This window comes from Embleya sp. NPDC020886, from assembly GCF_044333915.1.
Classification (GTDB): Bacteria; Actinomycetota; Actinomycetes; order Streptomycetales; family Streptomycetaceae; genus Embleya.
Window position 1 is genome coordinate 113,940 of sequence record NZ_JBIRRX010000017.1, and the last position, 20,978, is coordinate 134,917.

Genomic DNA, 20,978 nt, shown 5'->3' on the forward strand with positions numbered 1-20,978 from the left:
GTGCCCGGCCGGGCATGGCCGGTCCGGGTCAGGAGATGCCGAGTTCGTTGTCGATGAAGTCGAAGAGCTCGTCGTCGTCGCCCGCGCCGAGTCGGGCGACCAGCGCCTTGGTCGGGTCCGCGGGCGCGGTGGCGCCGAGCCGGTCCAGCAGTTCGTACAGCCGGCTCACCGCGCCGGCGCGGAAGTCCTCGTCCGGGACCCCGCCGTCGGCGAGCAGACCGGTCAACGAGAGGCGCCACCGGTCGAGTTCGGCGAGCAGCGAACCGGTTCCCGGGGCCGGCGGCGCGGCGAACAGGCGCTCGCGCAGGTGTTCGGCCAGTGCGATCGGGGTGGGGTGGTCGAAGATCAGCGTGGAGGGCAGCTCCAGGCCGGTGCCGGTGCTGATCCGGTTGCGCAGCTCGATCGCGCCCAGTGAATCGAACTCGGTCTCCAGGAAGCCGCGTTCGGGTTTGATCGCGGCCGGTCCGTCGTGTCCGAGGATGGCCGCCGCGGTGAGTCGTACGAACAGCAACAACTCGCGTTGTTGTTCGTCCGTCGGGCGGCCCGCGAGCCGCTCCCGGATTCCGGTCGCGGGCCTGCGGGCGGCGCCCGCGCGAGTCGCGATGCCGCGTTGCGCGGGCACCCGACCGGGGGTGGCCGCGCGGGCCAGGTCGGCCAGGAGTTCGGTCGCCGCGTCCGGGCGCAGCGCGCCGGTGTCGATCCGGGCCGCCACGGGCGCCGGGAGCGGGGTGTGCATGGCACGGTCGAACAGGTCGAGGCCGGTTTCGGTGCTCATCGGGGCCAGGCCGCTGCCCGCCATCCGGCGGCGGTCCACGTCGGTCAGGTGCGCGGCCAGGCCGCCCGCCTGGGCCCAGTGGCCCCAGGCGATCGAGGTCGCGGGCAGGCCGTGGCTGCGTCGGTGGTGGGCGAGCGCGTCCAGGAAGGTGTTGGCGGCGGCGTAGGCCGACTGGCCGGGGTTGCCCAGGACGCCGACGGCGGACGAGTACAGCACGAACGCGGACAGGTCCAGGTCGGCGGTGAGCGTGTGCAGGTTCCACGCGGCGTCCACCTTGGGCCGCAGCACGGCGTGCAGCCGCTCGGGGTCGGTGGTGGTGAGCGCGCCGTCGGCGACCACGCCGGCGGTGTGCACGACCGCCGTGAGCGGGTGGGCGGACGGGATGGTGGCCAGTAGCTCGGCCAGGGCGATCGGGTCGGCCACGTCGCAGGCAGCGATCTCCACCTCGGCGCCGGCTGCGGTCAGTTCGGCGCGCAGTTCGGCGGCGCCGGGTGCGGCCGGGCCGGTGCGGCCGACCAGCAGCAGCCTGCGGGCGCCGTGCCCGGTGACCAGCCGGCGGGCGGCCAGGGCACCGAGCGCGCCGGTACCGCCGGTGATCAGCACGGTGCCGGTGGGGTCGATGCCGGCCGGGGTGGGCGGGATGGTCAGCACCAGCTTGCCGGTGTGCCGGGCCTGGCTCAGTCGACGCAACGCCCGCACACCGTGCCGGACATCCCAGGCGGTGACCGGCAGCGGGGTGAGCGTGCCGGCCGCGAACAGCGGTGCCAGCGCGGCCAACATCCGTCCGATCCGGGCCGGTTCGAGGGCCAACAGATCGAACGCGTGGTAGTCGATGCCGGGGTGGGTGGCGGCGACCGCGTCCGACTCGCGCAGGTCGGTCTTGCCCATCTCGACGAAGCGCCCGCCGGGTGCGAGCAGCCGCAGTGAGGCGTCGGTGAACTCGCGGGCCAGCGAGTTGAGCACCACGTCGACGCCGCGTCCGCCGGTCGTGCCGCGGAACCCGGTCTCGAAGTCGAGGGTGCGCGAGGAGGCGATCCGGTCGTCGGCCAGGCCCTGGGCACGCAGCGTGGGCCACTTGGCCGGGCTCGCGGTGCCGTGCACGTCGGCGCCCCGATGGCGGGCCAGTTGTACGGCGGCCGTGCCGACTCCGCCGGTGGCGGCGTGGACCAGTACCGATTCGCCGGCGCGCAGGCCGGCGAGTTCGATCAGGCCGTGATACGCGGTCAGGTGGGCCACCGAGACGGTTGCCGCCCGGGCGTACGTCCAGCCGGCCGGGATCGGGGTCAGCAGTCGGTGGTCGACCACCGCGTGTGCGCCCAGGTTGCCGGGGAGCAGCCCCATCACCCGGTCGCCGACCGCGAGTTCGGTGACGTCCGGGGCGATCTCCAGGATCCGGCCGGCGCCCTCCGCGCCGATCCGGGCGGCCCCGGGGTATCCGCCGAGCGCGATCAGTACGTCGCGGAAGTTCAAGCCGGCGGCGCGCACCGCGATCCGCACCTGGCCGGGCGCCAGGGGGGCGGCGGCCTCGGGGGCGGGCAGCAGCGCGAGGTGGTCGATGCTGCCGGGTTCGGTGACGTCCAGGCGCCAGGGGGTGGGCGGGGCGGGTGGTTCGAGGGCGTCCTCGGGGCGCACCGGGGCCAGCCGGGGCGCCAGGATCGCACCGGCGCGCAGCGCGAGTTGCGGCTCGCCGCCGGCCAGCGCGGCGGGCACCGCGGCGGCCGAGTCGGGGTGTCGGTCCAGGTCGAGCAGGCGAAGTCGGCCGGGGTGTTCGCCCGCCGCCGCCCGCACCAGACCCCACAGGCCGGCGGCGGTCAGGTCGCGGACGTCCTCGCCGGCGTGCGTGGCGACCGCCTCGTGGGTGACCAGGACGAGTTCGGTGTCGATCAGGCGTGGTTCGGCCAGCCATTCGCGCAGCAGCGTGACGGCTCGTTCGGTGACCGCGTGGGTGGCGACCGCGGTGCCCAGGGCCGGGATCGGCCGTTCGAAGGGCACCAGCGCGTACGCGGGCGGCGGCGCTCCGGCGGCGAGCGCGGTGCGCAGCGCGGCCAGGTCGGGCAGCACCCGGACCGCCCGGCCGAACCCCGCGGTGTGGGCGGCCGATCCCGCCGGGTTCGGGTCGCCGTCGCCGAGCACGACCCAGTCGCCCGGCTCACCGACGGCCTCGGCGCCGGGCACCGGATTCGGCAGCGGCACCCAGTGCACCTGATACCAGGCGTCCTCCGCAACGGCCGGACGAGCGCCGAGTCGTTCGGCGGGGATCGCCCGAAGGGTCAGCCGGTCGATCGACAACACGGGCGTGCCCTCGGCGTCGGTCGCGGTCAGCGCGACCGCGTCCGGACCGATCGGCGCGATCCGTACCCGCAGTTCGCGGGCACCGGCGGTGTGCGCCCCGACCCCGGCCCAGACGAACGGCAACCGGGTGGGCCCGCCCACCGGGCCGCCGGGCAGCAGCCCGACCACGCCGTGCAGTGCGGCGTCCAGCAGAGCCGGGTGGATCAGGTGGCCGGCCTCCTCGGTCGGCTCCGGCAGCGCGACCTCGACCAGCAGGTCGTCGCCGTCTCGCCAGGCGGCGAGCAGGCCGCGGAAGGTCGGGCCGTAGTGGTAGCCCAGCTCGGCGAGCCGCTCGTACAGGTCCGCCACCTCGATCGCCGCGGCGCCCGGCGGCGGCCAGGTGCCGTCGGCGCGGCCGGGATCGGCGCTCTCGACCGGGCTCAGCCGGCCGGCGGCGTGCCGGGTCCAGTCGTCGGCGTCGGCGGCCCGCGAGTGCACGGTCACCGGCCGGGTACCGTCCGCCTCGGCGGCGCCCACCGCGAGTTCGATCCGCACGGTGCCGGTCTCGGGCAGCACCAGCGGTGCGGCCAGAACGAGTTCGTCGATACCGCCGGCCCCGGCCTGCGCGGCGGCGTACAGCGCGAGGTCGACGAACGCGGTGCCGGGCAGCAGGACCGAGTCGTGCACGGCGTGGTCGGCCAGCCACGGCGTGCGGTGCGACAACACTCCGGTCCAGACCAGGCCGGAGCCGTCCGCACGGGCGAAACCCGCGCCGAGCAGCGGGTGTTCGCTCGGATCGAAGCCGGCGGTGCTCGGGTCGGCGCCGGGCCGGGGCGCGTCCAGCCAGTGTCGGCGGCGTTGGAAGGCGTACGTGGGCAGGTCGACGCGGCGCACCGCGCGGCCGGACCAGACCGGGCTCCAGTCCAGCGGTGTCCCGGTGACGTGCAGTCGGGCCAGGGCCAGGGTGAAGGTGTGTGCTTCCGGGCGGTCGGCGCGCAGCGCGGCGAGCACGACCGGCGCGGGGTCGTCCAGGCTTGCCAGGGTCAGGGCGGTGAGCACGGCGTCGGGGCCGAGTTCGAGGTAGGTGGTGGTGCCGAGTTCGGCGAGTCGGCGGATGCCGTCGCGGAAGCGGACCGCCTCGCGGATGTGCCGGACCCAGTAGTCGGGATCGGCCAGTTCGGCGGCCTCGGCCACATCCCCGGTCAGGTTGGAGACGATCGGGATGCGCGGTGCGGCGAAGGTCAGGCCCGCCGCGACGGCGCGGAACTCGTCCAGGACGGCGTCCATGTGCGGCGAGTGGAACGCGTGGCTGACCCGCAGTCGTCTGGTCTTGCGGCCGGTGGCACGCCACTTCGCGGCCAACTCGTCGACGATCTCGGCGGTACCGGAGACGACCACGGAATCGGGGCTGTTGATCGCCGCGATTCCCGCGTCCGCCTCGTGCCCGGCGACCAGTTCGGCGATCTCGCTTTCGGTGCCCTGGAGCGCGACCATCGCGCCGGTCGGCGGCAGCGCGCCCATCAGCCGGCCGCGGGCCACCACCAGGGTCGCGGCGTCGGCCAGGGTGAGCACGCCGGCGATGTGCGCGGCGGTCAGTTCGCCGATCGAGTGGCCGATCAGGTGATCGGCGCGGATTCCGTACGACTCGGCGAGTCGGTACAGCGCGGTCTCCACCGCGAACAGCGCGGGCTGGGTGTACTCGGTCGCGTGCAGCAGCCCGGCCTCGGGGCCGGCCGGGTCGGCGAACAGCAGGTCGCGCAGGGAGCGGCCGAGGGCCGCGTCCAGGTGCACCAGCGCCTCGTCCAGGGCCCGGGCGAACACCGGTTCCACCGCGTACAGTTCGCGGCCCATCCCGACGCGTTGGCTGCCCTGGCCGCTGAACAGCACGGCCAGCGACCCGCCCGGTCGGGCCTCGCCTCGGCTCAGGTTCGCCGCGTCGAGTCCGTCGGTCAGCGCGTCCAGGCCGCGCAGCAGGTCGTCGCGGCCGCTGCCGGTGAGCACCGCGCGGTGGGCGAGGGTGTCCCGACCGTCGGCGAGCGCGAAGCCCACGTCGCCGAGCGCCACTTCCGGGTGGTCGGCGAGGTGGCCGCGCAACCGCGCCGCCTGGGCGCCCAGCGCCTGCTCGCTCGCGGCGGACAACAACCACGGGCCGGCCTGGTCGGTGCCGCCGGCCGGCGGGGGCGGTGGGGCCTGCTCCAGGATGACGTGTGCGTTGGTGCCGCTGATCCCGAACGAGGACACCGCCGCGCGGCGCGGCCGCTCGTGCCGGGGCCACGCGGTCCGCTCGGCGAGCAGCTCGACGCCGCCGCGCGACCAGTCCACGTGCGGGGATGGCGCGTCCAGGTGCAGGGTGCGCGGGAGTTCGCCGTGTCGCATCGCCTCGATCAGCGCGATCACCCCGGTCACCCCGGCGGCGGCCTGGGTGTGGCCGAGGTTGGATTTGACCGAGCCGAGCAGCAGCGGGCGGTCGGCGGGCCGGTCCGCGCCGTAGGTGGCGAGCAGCGCCTGGGCCTCGATCGGGTCGCCGAGCGTGGTTCCGGTGCCGTGCGCCTCGACCGCGTCGACGTCGGCCGCGCTCAGCCGGGCGTCGGCCAGCGCCTGGCGGATCACCCGCTGCTGGGCGGGGCCGTTCGGCGCGGTCAGGCCGTTGGAGGCGCCGTCCTGGTTGACCGCGCTGCCGCGCACCACCGCGAGCACCGGGTGGCCCAGCCGGCGGGCGTCGGACAGGCGCTCGACCAGGACCAGCGCGACGCCCTCGGCCCACGCGGTGCCGTCGGCGGCGGCCGAGAACGGCTTGCACCGGCCGTCGGGGGCGAGGCCGTGTTGCCGGCTGAACTCGGTGAACATGCCCGGCGTGGACATCACCGTGACGCCGCCGGCCAGCGCCAGGGTGCATTCGCCCGCGCGCAGCGCGCGGACCGCCAGGTGCAGGGCGACCAGGGACGAGGAGCACGCGGTGTCGACGGTCAGGGCCGGGCCCTCCAGGCCCAGGGTGTAGGCCAACCGGCCGGAGGCGACGCTGCTCAGGCTGCCGGTGAGCAGGTGGCCGCCGTAGCCCTCGGGCGCCTCGTGCAGCCGCGGTCCGTAGTCCTGCGGCATCGCGCCGACGAACACGCCGGCCCGGGTGCCGCGCAGCGTGCTCGGGGCGATGCCGGCCCGCTCGACCACCTCCCACGCGGTCTCCAGGAGCAGCCGCTGTTGCGGGTCCATCGCCGCCGCCTCGCGCGGGCTGATCCCGAAGAAGCCGGCATCGAACGTGTCGGCGTCGTGCAGGAAGCCGCCCGCGCGCACCGAGGACGTGCCGGGCCTGGCGAGTTCGGGGTCGTAGAGCGCGTCCAGGTCCCAGCCGCGGTTGTCCGGGAACGCCCCGATCGTGTCCGTTCCGTCGGTGAGCAGCTCCCACAGTGCCTCGGGGGTGTCCGCGCCGCCGGGCCACCGGCCGCCGGTCGCGACGATGACGATCGGATCGTCCTCGGCTGCGACCGGCGCCGGCGCGGCCCCGGACGATCCCGCATCCGCGGGCACGGTGCCGGCCGTGTGATCCGCGAGGTGGCGGGCCGCCGCCCGGGGGGTCGGGTGGTCGAAGGTCAGCGAAGCGGACAACGGGATGCCGCTCGCGGCGGCCAGCCTGTCCCGGAACTCCAGCGCGCCGACCGAGTCGAAGCCGAGGTCCTTGAACGTGCGGTCCGGATCGACGGCACCGGGGCCGGCGTGGCCCAGTACGACGGCGGCGGTGGCACGGACCAGGATCAGCGGGTCCGGTCCGGTCGCGACGGCCGGCTCCGGCCCGGTGGCCGGGTCCGCAGGGGCGGGCGTGGCGGGCGTGGCGGCGGCGCGCGTGGCGGTGGGCGCGGCCGGTTCGGCGATCCAGTGCCGGGTGCGCTGGAAGGCGTACGTGGGCAGTGTGGTGCGGCGCGCGGTGGCCGGCAGCGCGGCGGTCCAGTCCACCGGCGTGCCGTGCACGTACACCTGGGCCAGCGAGGTCAGCAGCCGACGCGGCCCGCCGTCGCCGCGGCGCAGCGTGCCCACGGTCAGCGCGGGTGCCCCGGCGGCCTCGTCCGCGTCCAGGGTCTGCCGCAGTCCCATGGTCAGCACGGGGTGCGGGCTCGCCTCGACGAAGGTGCGCCGGCCGTCGGCGAGCGCGGCGCGGACCGCGTCCGCGAAGCGAACCGTGCCGCGCAGGTTGCGGTACCAGTAGTCGGCGTCCAGTGCGGTGGTCTCCAGCAGGCCGCCGGTGACGGTGGAGTAGAACGCGATCGGGCTCGGTGCCGGTGCGATCCCGGCGAGTTCGCGAAGCAGGTCGGCGCGCAGCGGCTCGACGTGCGGCGAGTGCGACGCGTAGTCGACCGGGATGGACCGCACGTCCACGCCGGCGTCGGTGTACTCGGCGAGCAGCGCGTCCAGGGCGTCCCGATCGCCGGACACCACGGTGGAGGCGGGCCCGTTGATCGCCGCGATGCCCACCCGGTCGGCCCGGTCGCCGAGTCCGGCGCGCACCTCCTCGGCGGGGCGCGGGACGGAGGCCATGCCGCCGCCGGGCGCGAGGCCGGTCAGCAGGCGACTGCGTCGGGCCACCAGCCGGGCGGCGTCCGCCAGGGTCAGCGCACCGGCGATGTGCGCGGCGGCGATCTCCCCCTGCGAATGCCCGATCACCGCGTCCGGGCGCACCCCGAACGCCTCCCACAGTCGGGCCAGCGAGACCATCACCGCGAACAACACGGGCTGTACCACGTCCACGCGCTCCAACGAGGGCGCGCCGGGCACGCCGCGCAGGACGTCGTGCGGCGACCAGTCCACGTGCGCCGCGACGGCATCCGCGCAGGCGTCCAGATGGGCGGTGAACACCGGGGAGGCGTGGCGTAGTTCGACGGCCATGCCGACCCATTGCGAGCCCTGTCCGGGGAAGACGAACACGGTCGAGGTGTGCGGGTGGGCGCTGCCGGTCACCGCGCCGGCAGTCGGCACCGCGCCGGCCAACGCGGCGGTGGCCTCGGTGAGTTCGGCGAGATCGGCGCCGAGTACGACGGCCCGGTGCGCGAACGCGGTGCGGCCCTCGGCCAGGGTCAGCGCGACGTCCTGGGGCGCGGGGTGCTCGGGGTGCGCGGTGGTCGCCGCGTGCAGTCGCTCGGCTTGGCCGCGCAGCGCCCGGGGGTCGCGGGCGGACAACGGCCAGGGGAGCACGGCGGCGGCCTCGGTGAAGGCGCGCGCTCCGGGCAGGTCACGGGGGCGGGCGGCGGGCGGCTCGCCCAGCACGACATGGCAGTTCGTCCCGCCCATCCCGAACGAGCTGACGCCGGCGAACAGTGGGCGATCCGGGTGCGGCCAGGGTCCGGGGGTGGTCTGCACCCGCAGGCCGGCCGCGTCCAGGTCGATCGCCGGGTTGGGCGTGGTGTGGTTCAGGGTCGCGGGCAGGGTGCGGTGCCGGATGCCCAGCACGGTCTTGAGCAACCCGACGATCCCGGACGCGCCCTCCAGGTGACCGACGTTGGTCTTGGCCGAGCCGACCGCGACCCGATCGGCGCCCGTTCGGCCCGCACCGTAGGCCGCACCCAGCGCGGCGGCCTCGATCGGGTCGCCGACCCGGGTGCCGGTGCCGTGCAGTTCGACGTATTGGATGCGCTCGGGAGCGACACCGGCCGCGTGGGCCGCCCGGCGCAGCACGTCGGTCTGCGCGCCGGTGTCCGGCACGGTGAGCCCGTCGGTGTCACCGTCGCTGGTGATCGCGCTGCCGTGGATGACCGCGTGGATCGGGTCGCCGTCGGCCAGCGCCGCCGCCAGCGGCTTGAGCAGCAGCACCGCGCCGCCCTCGCCGCGCACGAAGCCGTTGGCCCGGGCGTCGAAGGTGAACGAGCGGTGGTCGGGCGAGAGGCCGCCGAAGCGCTCCGCGCCCACGGTGCTCTCCGGCGCGAGGTTGAGGTGCACGCCGCCGGCGAACGCGAGGGTCGACTCGCCGCTGCGCAGGCTCTCGCAGGCCAGGTGCACCGCGACCAGCGAGGAGGACTGCGCGGTGTCGACGGTCAGGCTCGGGCCGCCCAGGTCCAGCGCCCAGGAAAGCCGGTTGGCGATCAGGCCGCGGGCGACGCCGGTGAAGGTGTGCCTGGTGATCGCGTCCGTGCCGTGCCGGTGCACGACGGTGGACCAGTCGTTGGCGATGGCGCCGACGAAGACGCCGGCTCGGGTGCCGGCCAGGACTTCGGGTGGGAGGCCGGCGTCTTCGGCGGCCTCCCACCCGAGTTCGAGGAACAACCGCTGGTGCGGGTCCATCGCGTCGGCCTCGCGCGGCGAGATCCCGAAGAAGGCCGGGTCGAAGGCGTCCACCCGGTCCAGGTATCCGCCGGGCCGCAGTTCGGCGCCGCGCCGGCGCTCGGCGGTGGGTTCGCCCACCGCGCTGACGCCCTCGCGCAGCAGCTCCCAGAATGCGGCCGGATCGGCGGCGCCGGGCAACCGGCACGCCGTTCCGATGACGGCGATCGCGGTGCCGTGCCGGTCGTTCCTGCTGGTGGTGGTGTTCTCGCGGCTCATCATCGCGGAGTGGTCGCCCCTCATCCGAACGGTCCGTTGCCGAACGGCGACGACTGCGCCGAACGGCCTCCAGATTCGTCCGCCGCACCCCACCGGAATAACCCCTGTCGATCCCCTACCGACCCCATAGGGGAGGACCCGCTTCAGCCGGCGATCTCCTCCTCCAACCACGGCGGCAGGTCGAGTCGGCGCGCCACGCCGAGTTTGCGATAGACCCTGGTCAGGTGTTGTTCGACGGTGCTGACCGTGATGAACAACCGACGGGAGATCTCCCGGTTCGTCTGGCCCTGGGCGGCCAGCGCGGCGACCCGGCGCTCGGCGTCGCTCAGCCCCGCGCCGGGTTGTTCCTCGTCGACGGCGGCGGACGCGGCGACCATCGCGGCCGGCTCCGGGGCCCGCACCCGGCCGGGCTCGGCGACCCGGCCGGCCTCGCCGATCCGGGCCGGTTCGTGCAGCGCCGCCGGCTCCCGCGCCTCGGGTATCGCCCCGTCCCGGTCGGGCACCGCGGCCAGCCGGTCACTGCGCGACAACGTGCGCGGCGGCGCCGCCTGGCACACCTCGGCCAGGTGCTGAGCCCGCCGCGCGGCCCGCCGGGCCCGACCGAACTCGCCCAACTCGCGGTATGCGTGCCCGAGTTCGGCGAACACCAGAGACAGCTCGAAACGATCACCGCAGGCTTGCAGTTCGCGGATCGCCTCCCACAACAGCGCGGGTCTGCGCCGCAGTTCGACCACCGACGCCTGCACGCTCAGCGCCAGCCCGCGAGTCCGGGACGGCTCGTCGGGCAAGCGCTCGAACTGCCCGGCGAGCAACTCCCGAGCCGCGTCACGGTCGCCCAGCCGCACCTGGGCGCGGGCCGCCTCGACCCGCCACGGCACGATCCCGGGCAGGTCGATGCGCCACGCCGTCATCAGCTCGCCGCAGGACATGAAGTCGCGCAGGGCCGCGTCCGGGCGGTCGGTGGCCAGGTTGTACCGGCCGCACGCGTGCAGGTAGTGCAGCCCGGCCGGGGTGTGGAACATCGCCCCGGGAACCGGGAGTTCCAGGAATCGGGCGGCCTGCTCGTGGTCCCCTCGGGCCACCGCCGAGGAGATCCGCGCGGCCAACGGCACGCCCACCGCGACCCCCCAGCCCTCCGGCGCGATCCGGGTCAGCGCGGTCTTGGCACCGTCCTCGGCGCCGAGCAGGTCCCCCTGGCGGAGCGCGATCTCGCCGAGCACCGCGCTCAACATGGCGTGTGCGATCGGGCTGCGCCGGGCGGCGGCCTGATCGATCAGCGCGACGCACCATTCCTGCGCCGCCGCGGCCCGGTCGGCGTAGACCAGCGCGGTCAGCGTGGAGGTGAGCGATTCCATCGTGGTGTCGTCCAGGCGCGAGCCGCGCAGGATGCGCTCGGCCCGGTCGTACACCCGGTCGCCGTCGAGTCGGCCGGCCAGTACGGCCGTCAGCAGGTCCAGCCCCTCGATCCGGCCGATGGTCGCGGGCAGTACGGACACCTCCGGTTCCGGCTCGGGCGAGTCCGCGTCCACGGCCGGGTACCAGTACTTGAGCCAGACCCGGGCGGCCCGCGCCTCGGCGGCGGTGACCCGCGCGTCCGCCTCGCCGGGCCCGCAGGTGCGCCAACCGGCGTCGATCACGGCCTTGGCCTCGTCGAGCCGGCCGTACCAGGCCAGGTAGCGCACGCACACCAGCGCGTCGCGACCGCTGAGCCGGCCGTCCCGGACGGCGCCGGCCAACCACGGCACGTGTCGGGCCGCGGCGGCCGGGTTGACCAGCCATTCCAGACCGATCAGGAACGCCTTGATGGACACCCGGGTGCATTCGTCCGGCGCGATCCGCTCGGCCAACTTGAGGTAGTCCACGGCGAGCCGCAGATCACCCTCGGCGACCACCGCCTCGGCCGCCTCGCGCAGCGTGCGTACCGCCCACGGCGCGCGGAAGTCCCCGGCGCCCGCGAGGTGTTTGGCGACCGACTCGGACGGGGCGCCGTCGATGTGCAGCAGGGTCGCCGCCCGGGCGTGCCCACGCTCGCGATCCGGGCGGGTCATCGTGTCCAGCACCGCCGCCCGGGCCCGGTCGTCGCGGAATCGGCCGCAGGCCACCAGTCCGGCGTCGTTGAGGGTGCGCGCCGCGCGGGTGGCCGTGGCGGGTTCGAGTTCGAGCAATTCGGCCAGCCCCCGGGTGGTCTCCGATTCACCGAGCACGGCCAGGCCGCGGGCGACCTGCACGGTGGCCGGGTCGAGTCGGTACAGGCAGCCGACCACCGCCCGGCAGTACGCGTCCGCGACGGTGGGCCGCAGTGGGCGCCGGGCCGGGTCCAAGCGCGCGGCGGGGCCCATGTCCTCCAGCAGTGCCCGGATCAACAGCGGGTTGCCGCCGCTGAGTTCGTGCACGTCGGCGGTCAGCCGGGCGGCGGCGGCCGGGCCGAGTTCGTGACCGAGCAGTTCGCCGACCGAGCCCTTGCCGAGCAGGGCCAGGCGGATGCGCTGGTGGTGCGGCTGGCGTTCGACGTCCGCGGCGAACGCGGCGAAGGCGGCCGAGGGCGGGGCGGCGTGCTCTCGCTCGCCGAGCAGCACCAGGACCGAGGCGCTGCGGATCCGGCGGATCAGGTGGGCCAGGAATTGCAGGGACACCGGGTCGGCGTGCTGGATGTCGTCGACCACCACCACGACCGGGCGCGCGGCGGCCAACGTCAGGATCAGCGCGCACAGTTCGTGCACCGCGCGCACCGTGGTGGCGTCCAACGCGTCGGTGCCGCCGAAGGCGGCGGTGTGCGCGCCGTCGTCCAGGAGCCGGTCGATCCGCTGCGCGTCCTCGTCCGGCAACGGCGCGGACTGGACGAGTTGGCGGACCACGCCGAGCGGGAAGTCCTGTTCCATCGGGGTGCCGACGGCACGCAGGAAGAGCGCGCCGTCGGCCGCGGGCCGATCGCCGAAGCTGTGCAGGAGTGCGGTCTTGCCGACCGCGACCGGCCCGCACACGGTGGTCACGCCGCCGACGCCCGTCGCGCAGCGGGCCCGCGCGGTATCCAGTCGGCTGAGTTCCTCGGTTCGCCCCACGAAAAACACGTGCCACTCCCCCGGCGGAAATCCAAGTGTTTCCGCGTGTTGAATTCGCTATTAACTCTGATTAATATTTCCCCACGCACGTACCACGCCCGGCCCGAATCGCGGCGGGATATCCACGCCTCGATACGACCGGGACACGCGATTTCGGGGTCCGAGGTGCCGGGTGGGCGCCGGGCGGGCCGGCGGGTCCGAGCGGACCTCGGCAGCGGAGCGGGATCGTTCCGATCCTGGTCGGATGTACGGGCACGACGGCCGAATGCCCCCGACTACCGGGCAATCCGGGCATCGACCCGACGAACGATCCCTACGACGACGGATTCAGCGACACAGTCCGCTGGACATGCGGGCGAGATCCACGTCGAGGCGGGACACCAGGGCGAGTCGCGAGGCGCTCGCACCACGGGTCCCCTGCACGGCCATCTCCGAGGAAGAAGTAGAAAAGCTCCGAGCCGGTGATCCGGACTTTCGCTTCATAGCTGAACGGCAGTCTAGAAATCCGCCCGCGTCGCGTCAACACGAAGGTGTCGCGAAAGAAAGCCGACACCCGGACGCGCCGTTCGTCCGCTTATGCCGCGGACAGCGCGCACGAACGACCCCCACTCGGACAATCCCGGCCAATTTCCCGATCACGCCCGTACCCACAAGGGTCGGTAGGGGTCCGCTAGGGGTGCTGGGGGTCGGCGCGACGCCACTACTTTCCTGGAAGTGCCGGCGGCGGCCGTTGCTCCGCCCTGGGCGTCTTCGCACCATCCCCCACTCTCGACAGGACTCGACCATGCGCGCCATCCGTCCACCCGGAATCGTCGGAGCGGCCTTGGCCGCCGCGCTCGTCCTGTCCGCCTGTACCTCCACCACCAAGTCCGGCAACGTCGCCGCCCAGGCGGACGCGGGTCCACCGGTCCGGGGCGGCTCGGTCACCGTGGCGATCAACACCGAGCCGACCTGCTTCGACATCCACGTCAGTCCGCAGGACATCACCGCGTCCATCCAGCGCAACGTCTTCGACTCGCTGGTCGCCGAGGACGACCAGGGCAACTTCCGTCCCTGGCTCGCCACTTCGTGGGAGGTCGCGCCGGACCTGACCAGCTACACGTTCAAACTGCGCACCGACGTCAAGTTCACCGACGGCACCGCGTTCGACGCGAACGCGGTCAAGGTCAACTTCGACCGGATCGCCGCCAAGAGCACCAAGTCCCAGTACGCGGCCAGTCTGCTCGGCCCCTACACCGGCACCGAGGTGCTCGACCCGGCAACCGTACGGATCCGCTTCACCAAGCCGTTCGCGCCGTTCCTCCAGGCCGCGAGCACCGCCTACCTCGGCTTCTACTCGCCACAGGCGCTGGCCGCGGCCGGCGACAAGCTGTGCGCGGGCGGCGCACAGTCGGTGGGCACCGGGCCGTTCAAGTTCGCCGCGCACACCAAGGGCCAGAGCCTGACCCTGGAGAACAACCCGGCGTACAACTGGGCCCCGACCGGAGCCGGGCACCAGGGCGCCGCCTACCTGGACAAGCTCACCTTCCGCTTCCTGCCCGAGGACTCGGTACGGGTGGGCGCGTTCGCCGGTGGACAGGTGGACATCGCCGGGTCGATCCCGCCGGTGAACGTCAAGGGCCTGGAGGGGCGCGCGGACGTGCGCATCCTGCGGCACGACTTCGCGGGCGCGGTGTACAGCCTGTTCCTGAACACCACCCGGGCACCGTTCGACGACGAGCGGGTGCGCAAGGCGGTACAGCGCGGGATCAACATCGGGCCGAACGTGCAGTCGATCTACTTCGACCAGTATCGGCGCGCCTGGGGCCCGCTGGGGTCGGCCACGCCCTCCTACGACAAGACGTTGGAGAACAGTTGGCCCTACGACCCGGCGCTGGCCGGGCGGTTGCTGGACGAGGCCGGGTGGACCGGGCGGGACGGGGACGGCTATCGCACCCGGGACGGCAAGCGGCTGAGCGTGCAGTGGCCGAGCGCGCCGGCGGCGGTACGCGAGCAGCGCGACATCCTGGCCCAGGCGGTACAGGCGGACCTGAAGAAGATCGGCGTCGAGGTACAACGACCGGCACTGGATCTGGGCGCGTTCACCACGAACGCCTACGCCGGCAAGTACGACGTGCTCGACATGAGTTGGGCCCGGTTCGAGCCGGACGTGCTGCGGCTGTACTTCAACTCGTCGAACCTGCCCAGCGCGGGCGGGCAGAACGCGGCCTGGCTGAGCAACCCGCAGATCGACGGGTGGACCGACTCGGCGGCCGCGACGCTGGATCGGCCCACCCGGGACCGGCTCTACGCCCAGACCCAGGCATGGGTGATCGAGCATGCCGCGGTGGTGCCGCTGTACTCGGCGACGACGCTGTTCGCGACCGGCAAGCAGATCAACGGCCTGCGTCTGGACCCGAACGCCTGGCCACTGTTCCACGACGTGTGGAGCGCCCGGCGATGAGCTCCGCCGTGACCCCGGCCGAACCGGCCCGCCTGCCGCGCGTATTGCGTGCGGTGGGCGGGCGGCTGGTGGCGATCGCCTCGGTGCTGCTCGGCGCCGCCACGCTCGCCTTCGCCGGACTCAAGCTGCTGCCGGGTGATCCGGTGGCCACGCTGCTGGGCCCACAGACCACCGCGTCCCCGGCCGTGCGGGCGCAGATCCGCTCCGACTACGGCTTCGACGACCCCGTGATCAGTCAATATCTGCACTATCTGGGCGAGTTGCTGCACGGACGATTGGGTGAGTCCTATCAACTCCAGCAGCCGGTGTCCGCGCTGATCGCCGAACAGTTCGGCTCCACCTTCGAACTGGCCATGTCTGCGCTGGTATTGGCCGTGGTGATCGCCACGGTCTCGGCGCTGGCCACCGCCGGACGCCGGTCGGGGCTGCGTTCGGCGCTCGGGGCTTGGGAGTTGGTCGCCGTCTCCACGCCGTCGTTCTGGCTGGGCATCGTGCTGCTGACGGTGTTCTCGTTCCGCCTGCAGTGGTTTCCGGTGGCCGGCACCGAGGGCGTGCAGACGCTCGTGTTGCCCGCCGTGACGCTGGCCCTGCCGATCGCCGGGGTGCTGGCCCAGGTATTGCGCGAGGGCCTGGAGAAGGCGCTGGCCGAACCGTTCGTGGTCACCGCGCGAGCACGCGGGCTCGGGCGTGGCGCGGTCCGGGTCCGGCACGCCTTCCGGCACGCGGCGATTCCGTTGTTGACCCTGTCCGGCTGGCTGACCGGCACCCTGCTGGGCGGCACGGTCCTGGTCGAGAAGGTGTTCGCCCGGCCCGGCATCGGTGCGCTGACCCTCCAGTCGGTGAACACCAAGGACATGCCGGTGGTGATGGGCGTGGTGTTGCTGGCCGCCCTGGTGTTCGTGCTCATCTCGCAACTCACCGACGTGCTCTACGCCGTCATCGATCCACGACTGCGGAAGGGATGAGCGGATGACCGCGACACCGACGGCCGACAAACGGCGGGTCCGGATCCGCCGCCGGCCCGCCCCGCGAGCGAGCGTCGTGGTGGCACTCGTCGTCCTGGTGCTGTTCGCGCTGATCGGGCTCGCGCCCGGCCTGTTCACCGGCACCTCGCCGATCGAGACCGATCCGCTCGCCGCCCTCCGCGGGCCCGGCGCGGAACACTGGTTCGGCACCGATCAGCTCGGCCGCGACGTGTTCGCGCGGGTCCTGCACGGCGCCCGCCCCTCGCTGCTGCTGGGCCTGGGAGCGACCGTGTTCGCGCTGGTCGGCGGGACCCTGTGGGGTCTGCTCTCGGCGCTCGGCGGGCGGGCCGCCGACCAGGTGTGCATGCGCCTGGCCGACGTCATGTTGTCGCTGCCCGAGTTGTTGCTCGCGCTGTTCGTGGTCACCCTGCTCGGCCGCGGCACCGTGGACGTGATGGTCGCGGTGGCCATCGCGGCGATGCCCGGTTACGCACGTCTGGTCCGCGCCGAGGCGCTGGTGGTGCGGCGCTCGGGCTATGTCGAGGCGGCGGCGGGCCTGGGGCTGCGCCGACCGGTGCTGATCGTGCGGCATGTACTGCCCAATGCGATCGGGCCGCTCCTGGTGCTGGGCACGGTCGGCTTCGGCACCTCACTGATCTACGCGTCCGGGCTCAGCTTCCTGGGTCTGGGCGCCCAACCGCCCTCGCCGGAATGGGGCGCGATGTTGTCCGAGGGGCGTGGCTTCCTGGAGACCGCGTGGTGGATCGGGGTGTTCCCCGGCGCCGCGGTGACCTGCGCGGTGATCGCGGTGAACGTGGCCGGTCGGCACGCCCGCACCCGATTCGCCGGAGGGACGGCCCGATGACCGGTACTGCCGCGACCGAACCACTGCTCGTCGTGGACGGACTCGATGTGGCCTTTCCCGGCCGCGAACCGGTGGTGCGCGACGTGTCGCTGACCCTGGCGCGCGGCGAATGCCTGGCCGTGGTCGGCGAGTCCGGTTCCGGGAAGAGCGTCACCGCGCGCACCCTGGTCGGCCTGACCGGCGGCGGCGCCCGGGTGAGCGCCCGGCGACTGGCCTTCGCGAGCATCGACCTGACGGCCCTGTCCGAAGCGCGCTGGCGGGCGTTGCGGGGCCGTCGGATCGGCCTGGTCCTGCAGGACGCGCTGGTCTCGCTGGATCCGCTGCGCACGGTCGGCGCGGAGGTCGCCGAGGCGCTGCGCACGCACGCGGTGGTGCCGCGTGACCGGGTCGGCGAGCGGGTGCTCGAACTCCTGGAGGACGTCGGCATCCCGGATCCGGCGCGCCGGGCCCGGCAGTATCCGCACCAGCTCTCCGGCGGCCTGCGCCAGCGTGCCCTGATCGCGTCCGCCCTGGCCGGCGGCCCCGAGTTGTTGCTGGCGGACGAGCCGACCACCGCGCTCGACGTCACCGTGCAGGCCCAGGTGCTCGCCTTGTTGGGCCGACTCAAGGAACAGGGCACCGCCGTACTGCTGATCAGCCACGATCTGGCCGCGGTGGCCGAGCTGGCGGATCGCATCGCGGTGATGTACGCGGGCGAGATCGTCGAACAGGGGCCCACCGAACGGGTCCTGGCCGAGCCGGAGCATTCCTACACCCGGGCGCTGCTGGCGGCGGTGCCGTCCGGCCGGGCGAAGGGCAGCCGGTTGTCCGGACCGGTCGGCCCGACCCGGGCGCCGGTACCCGCCGCGCCGCCGGTCGGTGCGGTGTTGCTGGAGGTGGCCGGGATCGGCAAACATTTCCGGGCACCCGACGGGACCCGGCACGACGCGGTCCGGGACGTCTCGTTCGAGCTTCGGGCGGGCGAAACGCTGGGCGTGGTGGGCGAGTCCGGGTCCGGCAAGACCACGGCGGCGCGGATCGTGCTGGGTTGGGAGCGCCCCGACGCGGGAGCGGTGCGTTTTCGGGACGCGCCGTGGAGCGAGCTGCCCGAATCCGCGCGACGCCCCTCGCGGGGACGGATCCAGGCCGTACAGCAGGACCCGCTCGGCTCGTTCGACCCCCGGTATCCGGTCGCTCGGATCCTCGGCGAGGCGGTCGCCGCGGCGGGCCTGCCGGGCGGCAGATGGCGTGCCACCAGAGCGGCGCATCGGGCCCGGGTTGCCGAACTCCTGGATCTGGTGGGCCTGTCCACGGATCTGCTGGATCGGCGGCCGCGCGACATGTCCGGCGGTCAGCGACAACGGGTGGCCATCGCCCGGGCCCTGGCGCCCTCGCCCGAGTTGATCGTGTGCGACGAACCGGTGTCCGCGCTGGACGTGTCCATCCAGGCGCAGATCCTGGACCTGCTCGCCGATCTGCGCGCCGAGTTGGGTCTGGCGCTGCTGTTCATCTCGCACGACCTGGGCGTGATCCGGCACGTGAGCGACCGCATCCTGGTGATGAAGGACGGCCGGGTGGTGGAAAGCGGCGACGCCGAGCGGGTGTTCACCCGACCCGAGGCGCCCTACACCCGCGAGCTGCTGGCCGCCGTACCGCGCCCGATCGCGACCGTCGGGGCGGTGGCGGACCCGGCGGCGCAGGCGGCGGACCCGCACGCGCGTGGTGGACGGGTGCTCAGCGGCGGGGCGGCGCCGTGATCGCGCCGGAGCGCGGGGCGAACGCGCGCAGGAACGTGGTCACTCCGGCGGTGACCGCCCGATCCAGCGCCGCGTCGTCCACCGGCCGGGTACCCAGCGCGGTCAGCGTGGGCAGGTCGCCCGAGATCAGCGCCAGGAACTGGTTCGCGGCGGTGACCGGGTCGTCGATGTCCAGGTGTCCGCCGTGCGCGAGCCGGGCCAGTCGGCCGGCCAGGGCGTCGATGATCCGTACGGTGCCGCCCTCGCGGATGGTGTCGTACAGGTCCGGGAAGCGCGCGGCCTCGGCGTACACCAGCCGTTGGAGCGCCCAGCCCTTCTCGCCCGCCTGACACTGCACGACACGGTGGGCGATCGCGGTCAGCCGCGGATGCAGTTCCTCGGCATCGGCGGGAAACGCCTCCAGGGCTGCCAGGATCCGGCCGCTGGACTCGATCGCGGCCTCGACCACGACGGTGCGGAAGAGGTTCTCCTTGCCGCCGAGGTGGTTGTAGATGGTCGGCTTGGACACGCCGGCCTCGGCGGCGATCGCGTCGATCCCGGCCAACGTGTAGCCCTCGCGGGTGAACACCGCCTCGGCGGCGGCCAGGATCGCCCGCCGTTTGTCGATCCGTCCGCGCGTGTCGCCGGCGGTTCGCGTCGTCGACCTCTTCGTTCCCTCGACCATGTTGCGACGTTACCAGACGTGCTGTTAATTTTTACTTGCGAGTTTAGTTAACTGATCTCATCGGTAACTTGGAGGCGTTCATGCCCACCGCACCCCCCGATCCGGAAACGAAGATCGACGGACCACTCCTGCGCCTGATGCTGGTGATGCTGCTCGGCGGCGTGATGGGCATCCTGGACACCACGATCGTCAACGTCGGCATCGAAACCCTCGGCGACGAGTTCGACGCACCCCTCAAGACCATCGAATGGGTGGCCACCGGCTACCTGTTGGCCCTCGCCGCGACCGTGCCCCTGGCCGGCTGGGCCGCGGCCCGGTTCGGCGGCAAGACGGTCTGGCTCACCGGCCTGACCGTCTTCCTGGCCGGCTCGGCCCTGTCCGCGATCGCCTGGAACGCGGAGAGCCTGATCGCGTTCCGGGTGCTCCAAGGCGTCGGCGTCGGCGCCCTGGAGCCGACCCTGCTGACCATGCTGGCCCTGGCCGCCGGACCCAAGCGGGCCGGAAAGATGATCGGCATCGTCGGCGCGGTGGTCACCCTGGGGCCGATCCTGGGCCCGGTCCTGGGCGGCGTCCTGCTCGAACACGCCGACTGGCGCTGGATGTTCATCATCAACCTGCCGATCGGGGTGATCGCTCTCGCGCTCGCCTACCGGCAGATCCCGGCCGACCCGCCGCACGCGGGCGACCCGCCGCCGTTGGACGCGCGCGGCATCTCGCTGCTGTGCCCCGGCTTCGCGGCGGTCGTCTACGGCCTGTCCCAGGCCGCCGGCGACAGCGGCTTCGGCGCACCACAGGTGCTCGCGGCGCTTTTCGCCGGCGTCGCGCTGATCGTGGGCTACGTCCTGCACGCGCTGCGCACCGAACACCCCCTGATCGACGTCCGGTTGTTCCGGATCCGCGGCTTCGCGGGCGGCATCGGCGCGGTGTTCCTGACCGGCATCCTGCTGTTCTCGCTGCTGTTCCTGATCCCGCTGTACTACCAGGTGGCCCGCGACCGCGGCGTGCTGGCGGCGGGCCTGCTGCTGGTGCCACAGGGGATCGGCGTCTGGATCGGCATGCCGATCGCCGGCCAACTCTTCGACCGGATCGGCGCCCGGGCGCTGATCCCGTTCGGCGGCCTGCTGGCCGCGCTCGGCATCCTCGGCTTCAGCACCGCCGACGCGGGCACCAACACCGCCGTTCTGGTCGGCTATTCGTTGGTGACCGGCGCGGGCCTGGGCTTCGTCGGCGCGCCCGCGATGTCCTCCGTCTTCGGCTCGGTGGCCCCGGAATCGGTGCCGAGCGCGACCGCGGCCGTCTACCTCGCCAACCAGATCGGCGGCACGCTCGGCATCGCGATCGCCGCACTGGTCCTCCAGAACCGCACCGAAAGCCACGACGTGGTACCCGCGTTCCAGGGCACCTTCGGCTACCTGATCGCCATCGCGGTGGTGGTCGGCGCGGTCGGCCTGGTGCTGCGCCGCGCACCGGCCGCCGCCGCGCCGGACGCCTCGCCGGCCCAGGACACGCCGCTGCCGGAACCGGCCCACCAGGAGGCGTGACCGGACCCGGGCCCGGCCCGCGACCGCTGCGGCGGCGCGGACCGGGTCCGCCGGCGGATTGCTCGCGCGCCGAGCGTGAGGATCCGCCCGCCGCGGTGTCCCAAGGAGGCAGGACCCGGCGGGAAGCCGGGCCATCT

Annotated in this window: 8 protein-coding genes; 5 read left to right on the forward strand and 3 right to left on the reverse strand. The window is 73.7% G+C overall.

Annotated features, from left to right (window positions below; translation table 11 throughout):
- Positions 1-28: 28 nt before the first annotated feature.
- The gene (locus ACH4U8_RS38740) at positions 29-9,592 is read right to left on the reverse strand and encodes a type I polyketide synthase (RefSeq protein WP_395782832.1); all 9,564 of its coding nucleotides are present in this window, start codon (positions 9,590-9,592) and stop codon (positions 29-31) included.
- 119 nt (positions 9,593-9,711) lie between these two features.
- Positions 9,712-12,636 carry an AAA family ATPase gene (locus ACH4U8_RS38745; protein ID WP_395782833.1) on the reverse strand — a complete coding sequence of 975 codons (2,925 nt, stop codon included), beginning with the start codon at positions 12,634-12,636 and terminating at the stop codon, positions 9,712-9,714.
- A 775-nt stretch (positions 12,637-13,411) separates the two neighbouring features.
- Between ACH4U8_RS38745 and ACH4U8_RS38750 the strand changes: the two genes are divergently transcribed.
- Genes ACH4U8_RS38750 through ACH4U8_RS38765 form a run of 4 tightly spaced genes read left to right on the forward strand, consistent with a single transcriptional unit; the run spans position 13,412 to position 18,636 of the window.
- Positions 13,412-15,070: an ABC transporter substrate-binding protein gene (locus tag ACH4U8_RS38750; RefSeq protein ID WP_395782834.1), complete on the forward strand. Its 1,659-nt coding sequence runs from the start codon at positions 13,412-13,414 to the stop codon at positions 15,068-15,070.
- The gene (locus ACH4U8_RS38755) at positions 15,067-16,035 is read left to right on the forward strand and encodes an ABC transporter permease (protein WP_395782835.1); all 969 of its coding nucleotides are present in this window, start codon (positions 15,067-15,069) and stop codon (positions 16,033-16,035) included. Before ACH4U8_RS38750 ends, ACH4U8_RS38755 begins: the two co-directional genes overlap by 4 nt.
- 4 nt (positions 16,036-16,039) lie before the next feature.
- Positions 16,040-16,900, forward strand: a complete 861-nt coding sequence (locus tag ACH4U8_RS38760) for an ABC transporter permease (RefSeq protein WP_395782836.1) — start codon at positions 16,040-16,042, stop codon at positions 16,898-16,900.
- Positions 16,897-18,636, forward strand: coding sequence for a dipeptide ABC transporter ATP-binding protein (locus tag ACH4U8_RS38765; protein WP_395782837.1), 1,740 nt, complete (start codon positions 16,897-16,899; stop codon positions 18,634-18,636). The genes ACH4U8_RS38760 and ACH4U8_RS38765 overlap by 4 nt, the downstream gene beginning before the upstream one ends.
- Here the strand turns inward: ACH4U8_RS38765 and ACH4U8_RS38770 are convergent.
- Entirely contained in the window at positions 18,614-19,300 is a 687-nt protein-coding gene (locus ACH4U8_RS38770; protein ID WP_379989957.1) for a TetR/AcrR family transcriptional regulator, read from the reverse strand. The genes ACH4U8_RS38765 and ACH4U8_RS38770 overlap by 23 nt on opposite strands.
- Before the next feature lie 80 nt (positions 19,301-19,380).
- Here ACH4U8_RS38770 and ACH4U8_RS38775 point away from each other — a divergent pair, with 80 nt between their 5' ends.
- Positions 19,381-20,841 carry a DHA2 family efflux MFS transporter permease subunit gene (locus ACH4U8_RS38775; protein WP_395782838.1) on the forward strand — a complete coding sequence of 487 codons (1,461 nt, stop codon included), beginning with the start codon at positions 19,381-19,383 and terminating at the stop codon, positions 20,839-20,841.
- The last annotated feature ends 137 nt before the right edge of the window (positions 20,842-20,978 follow it).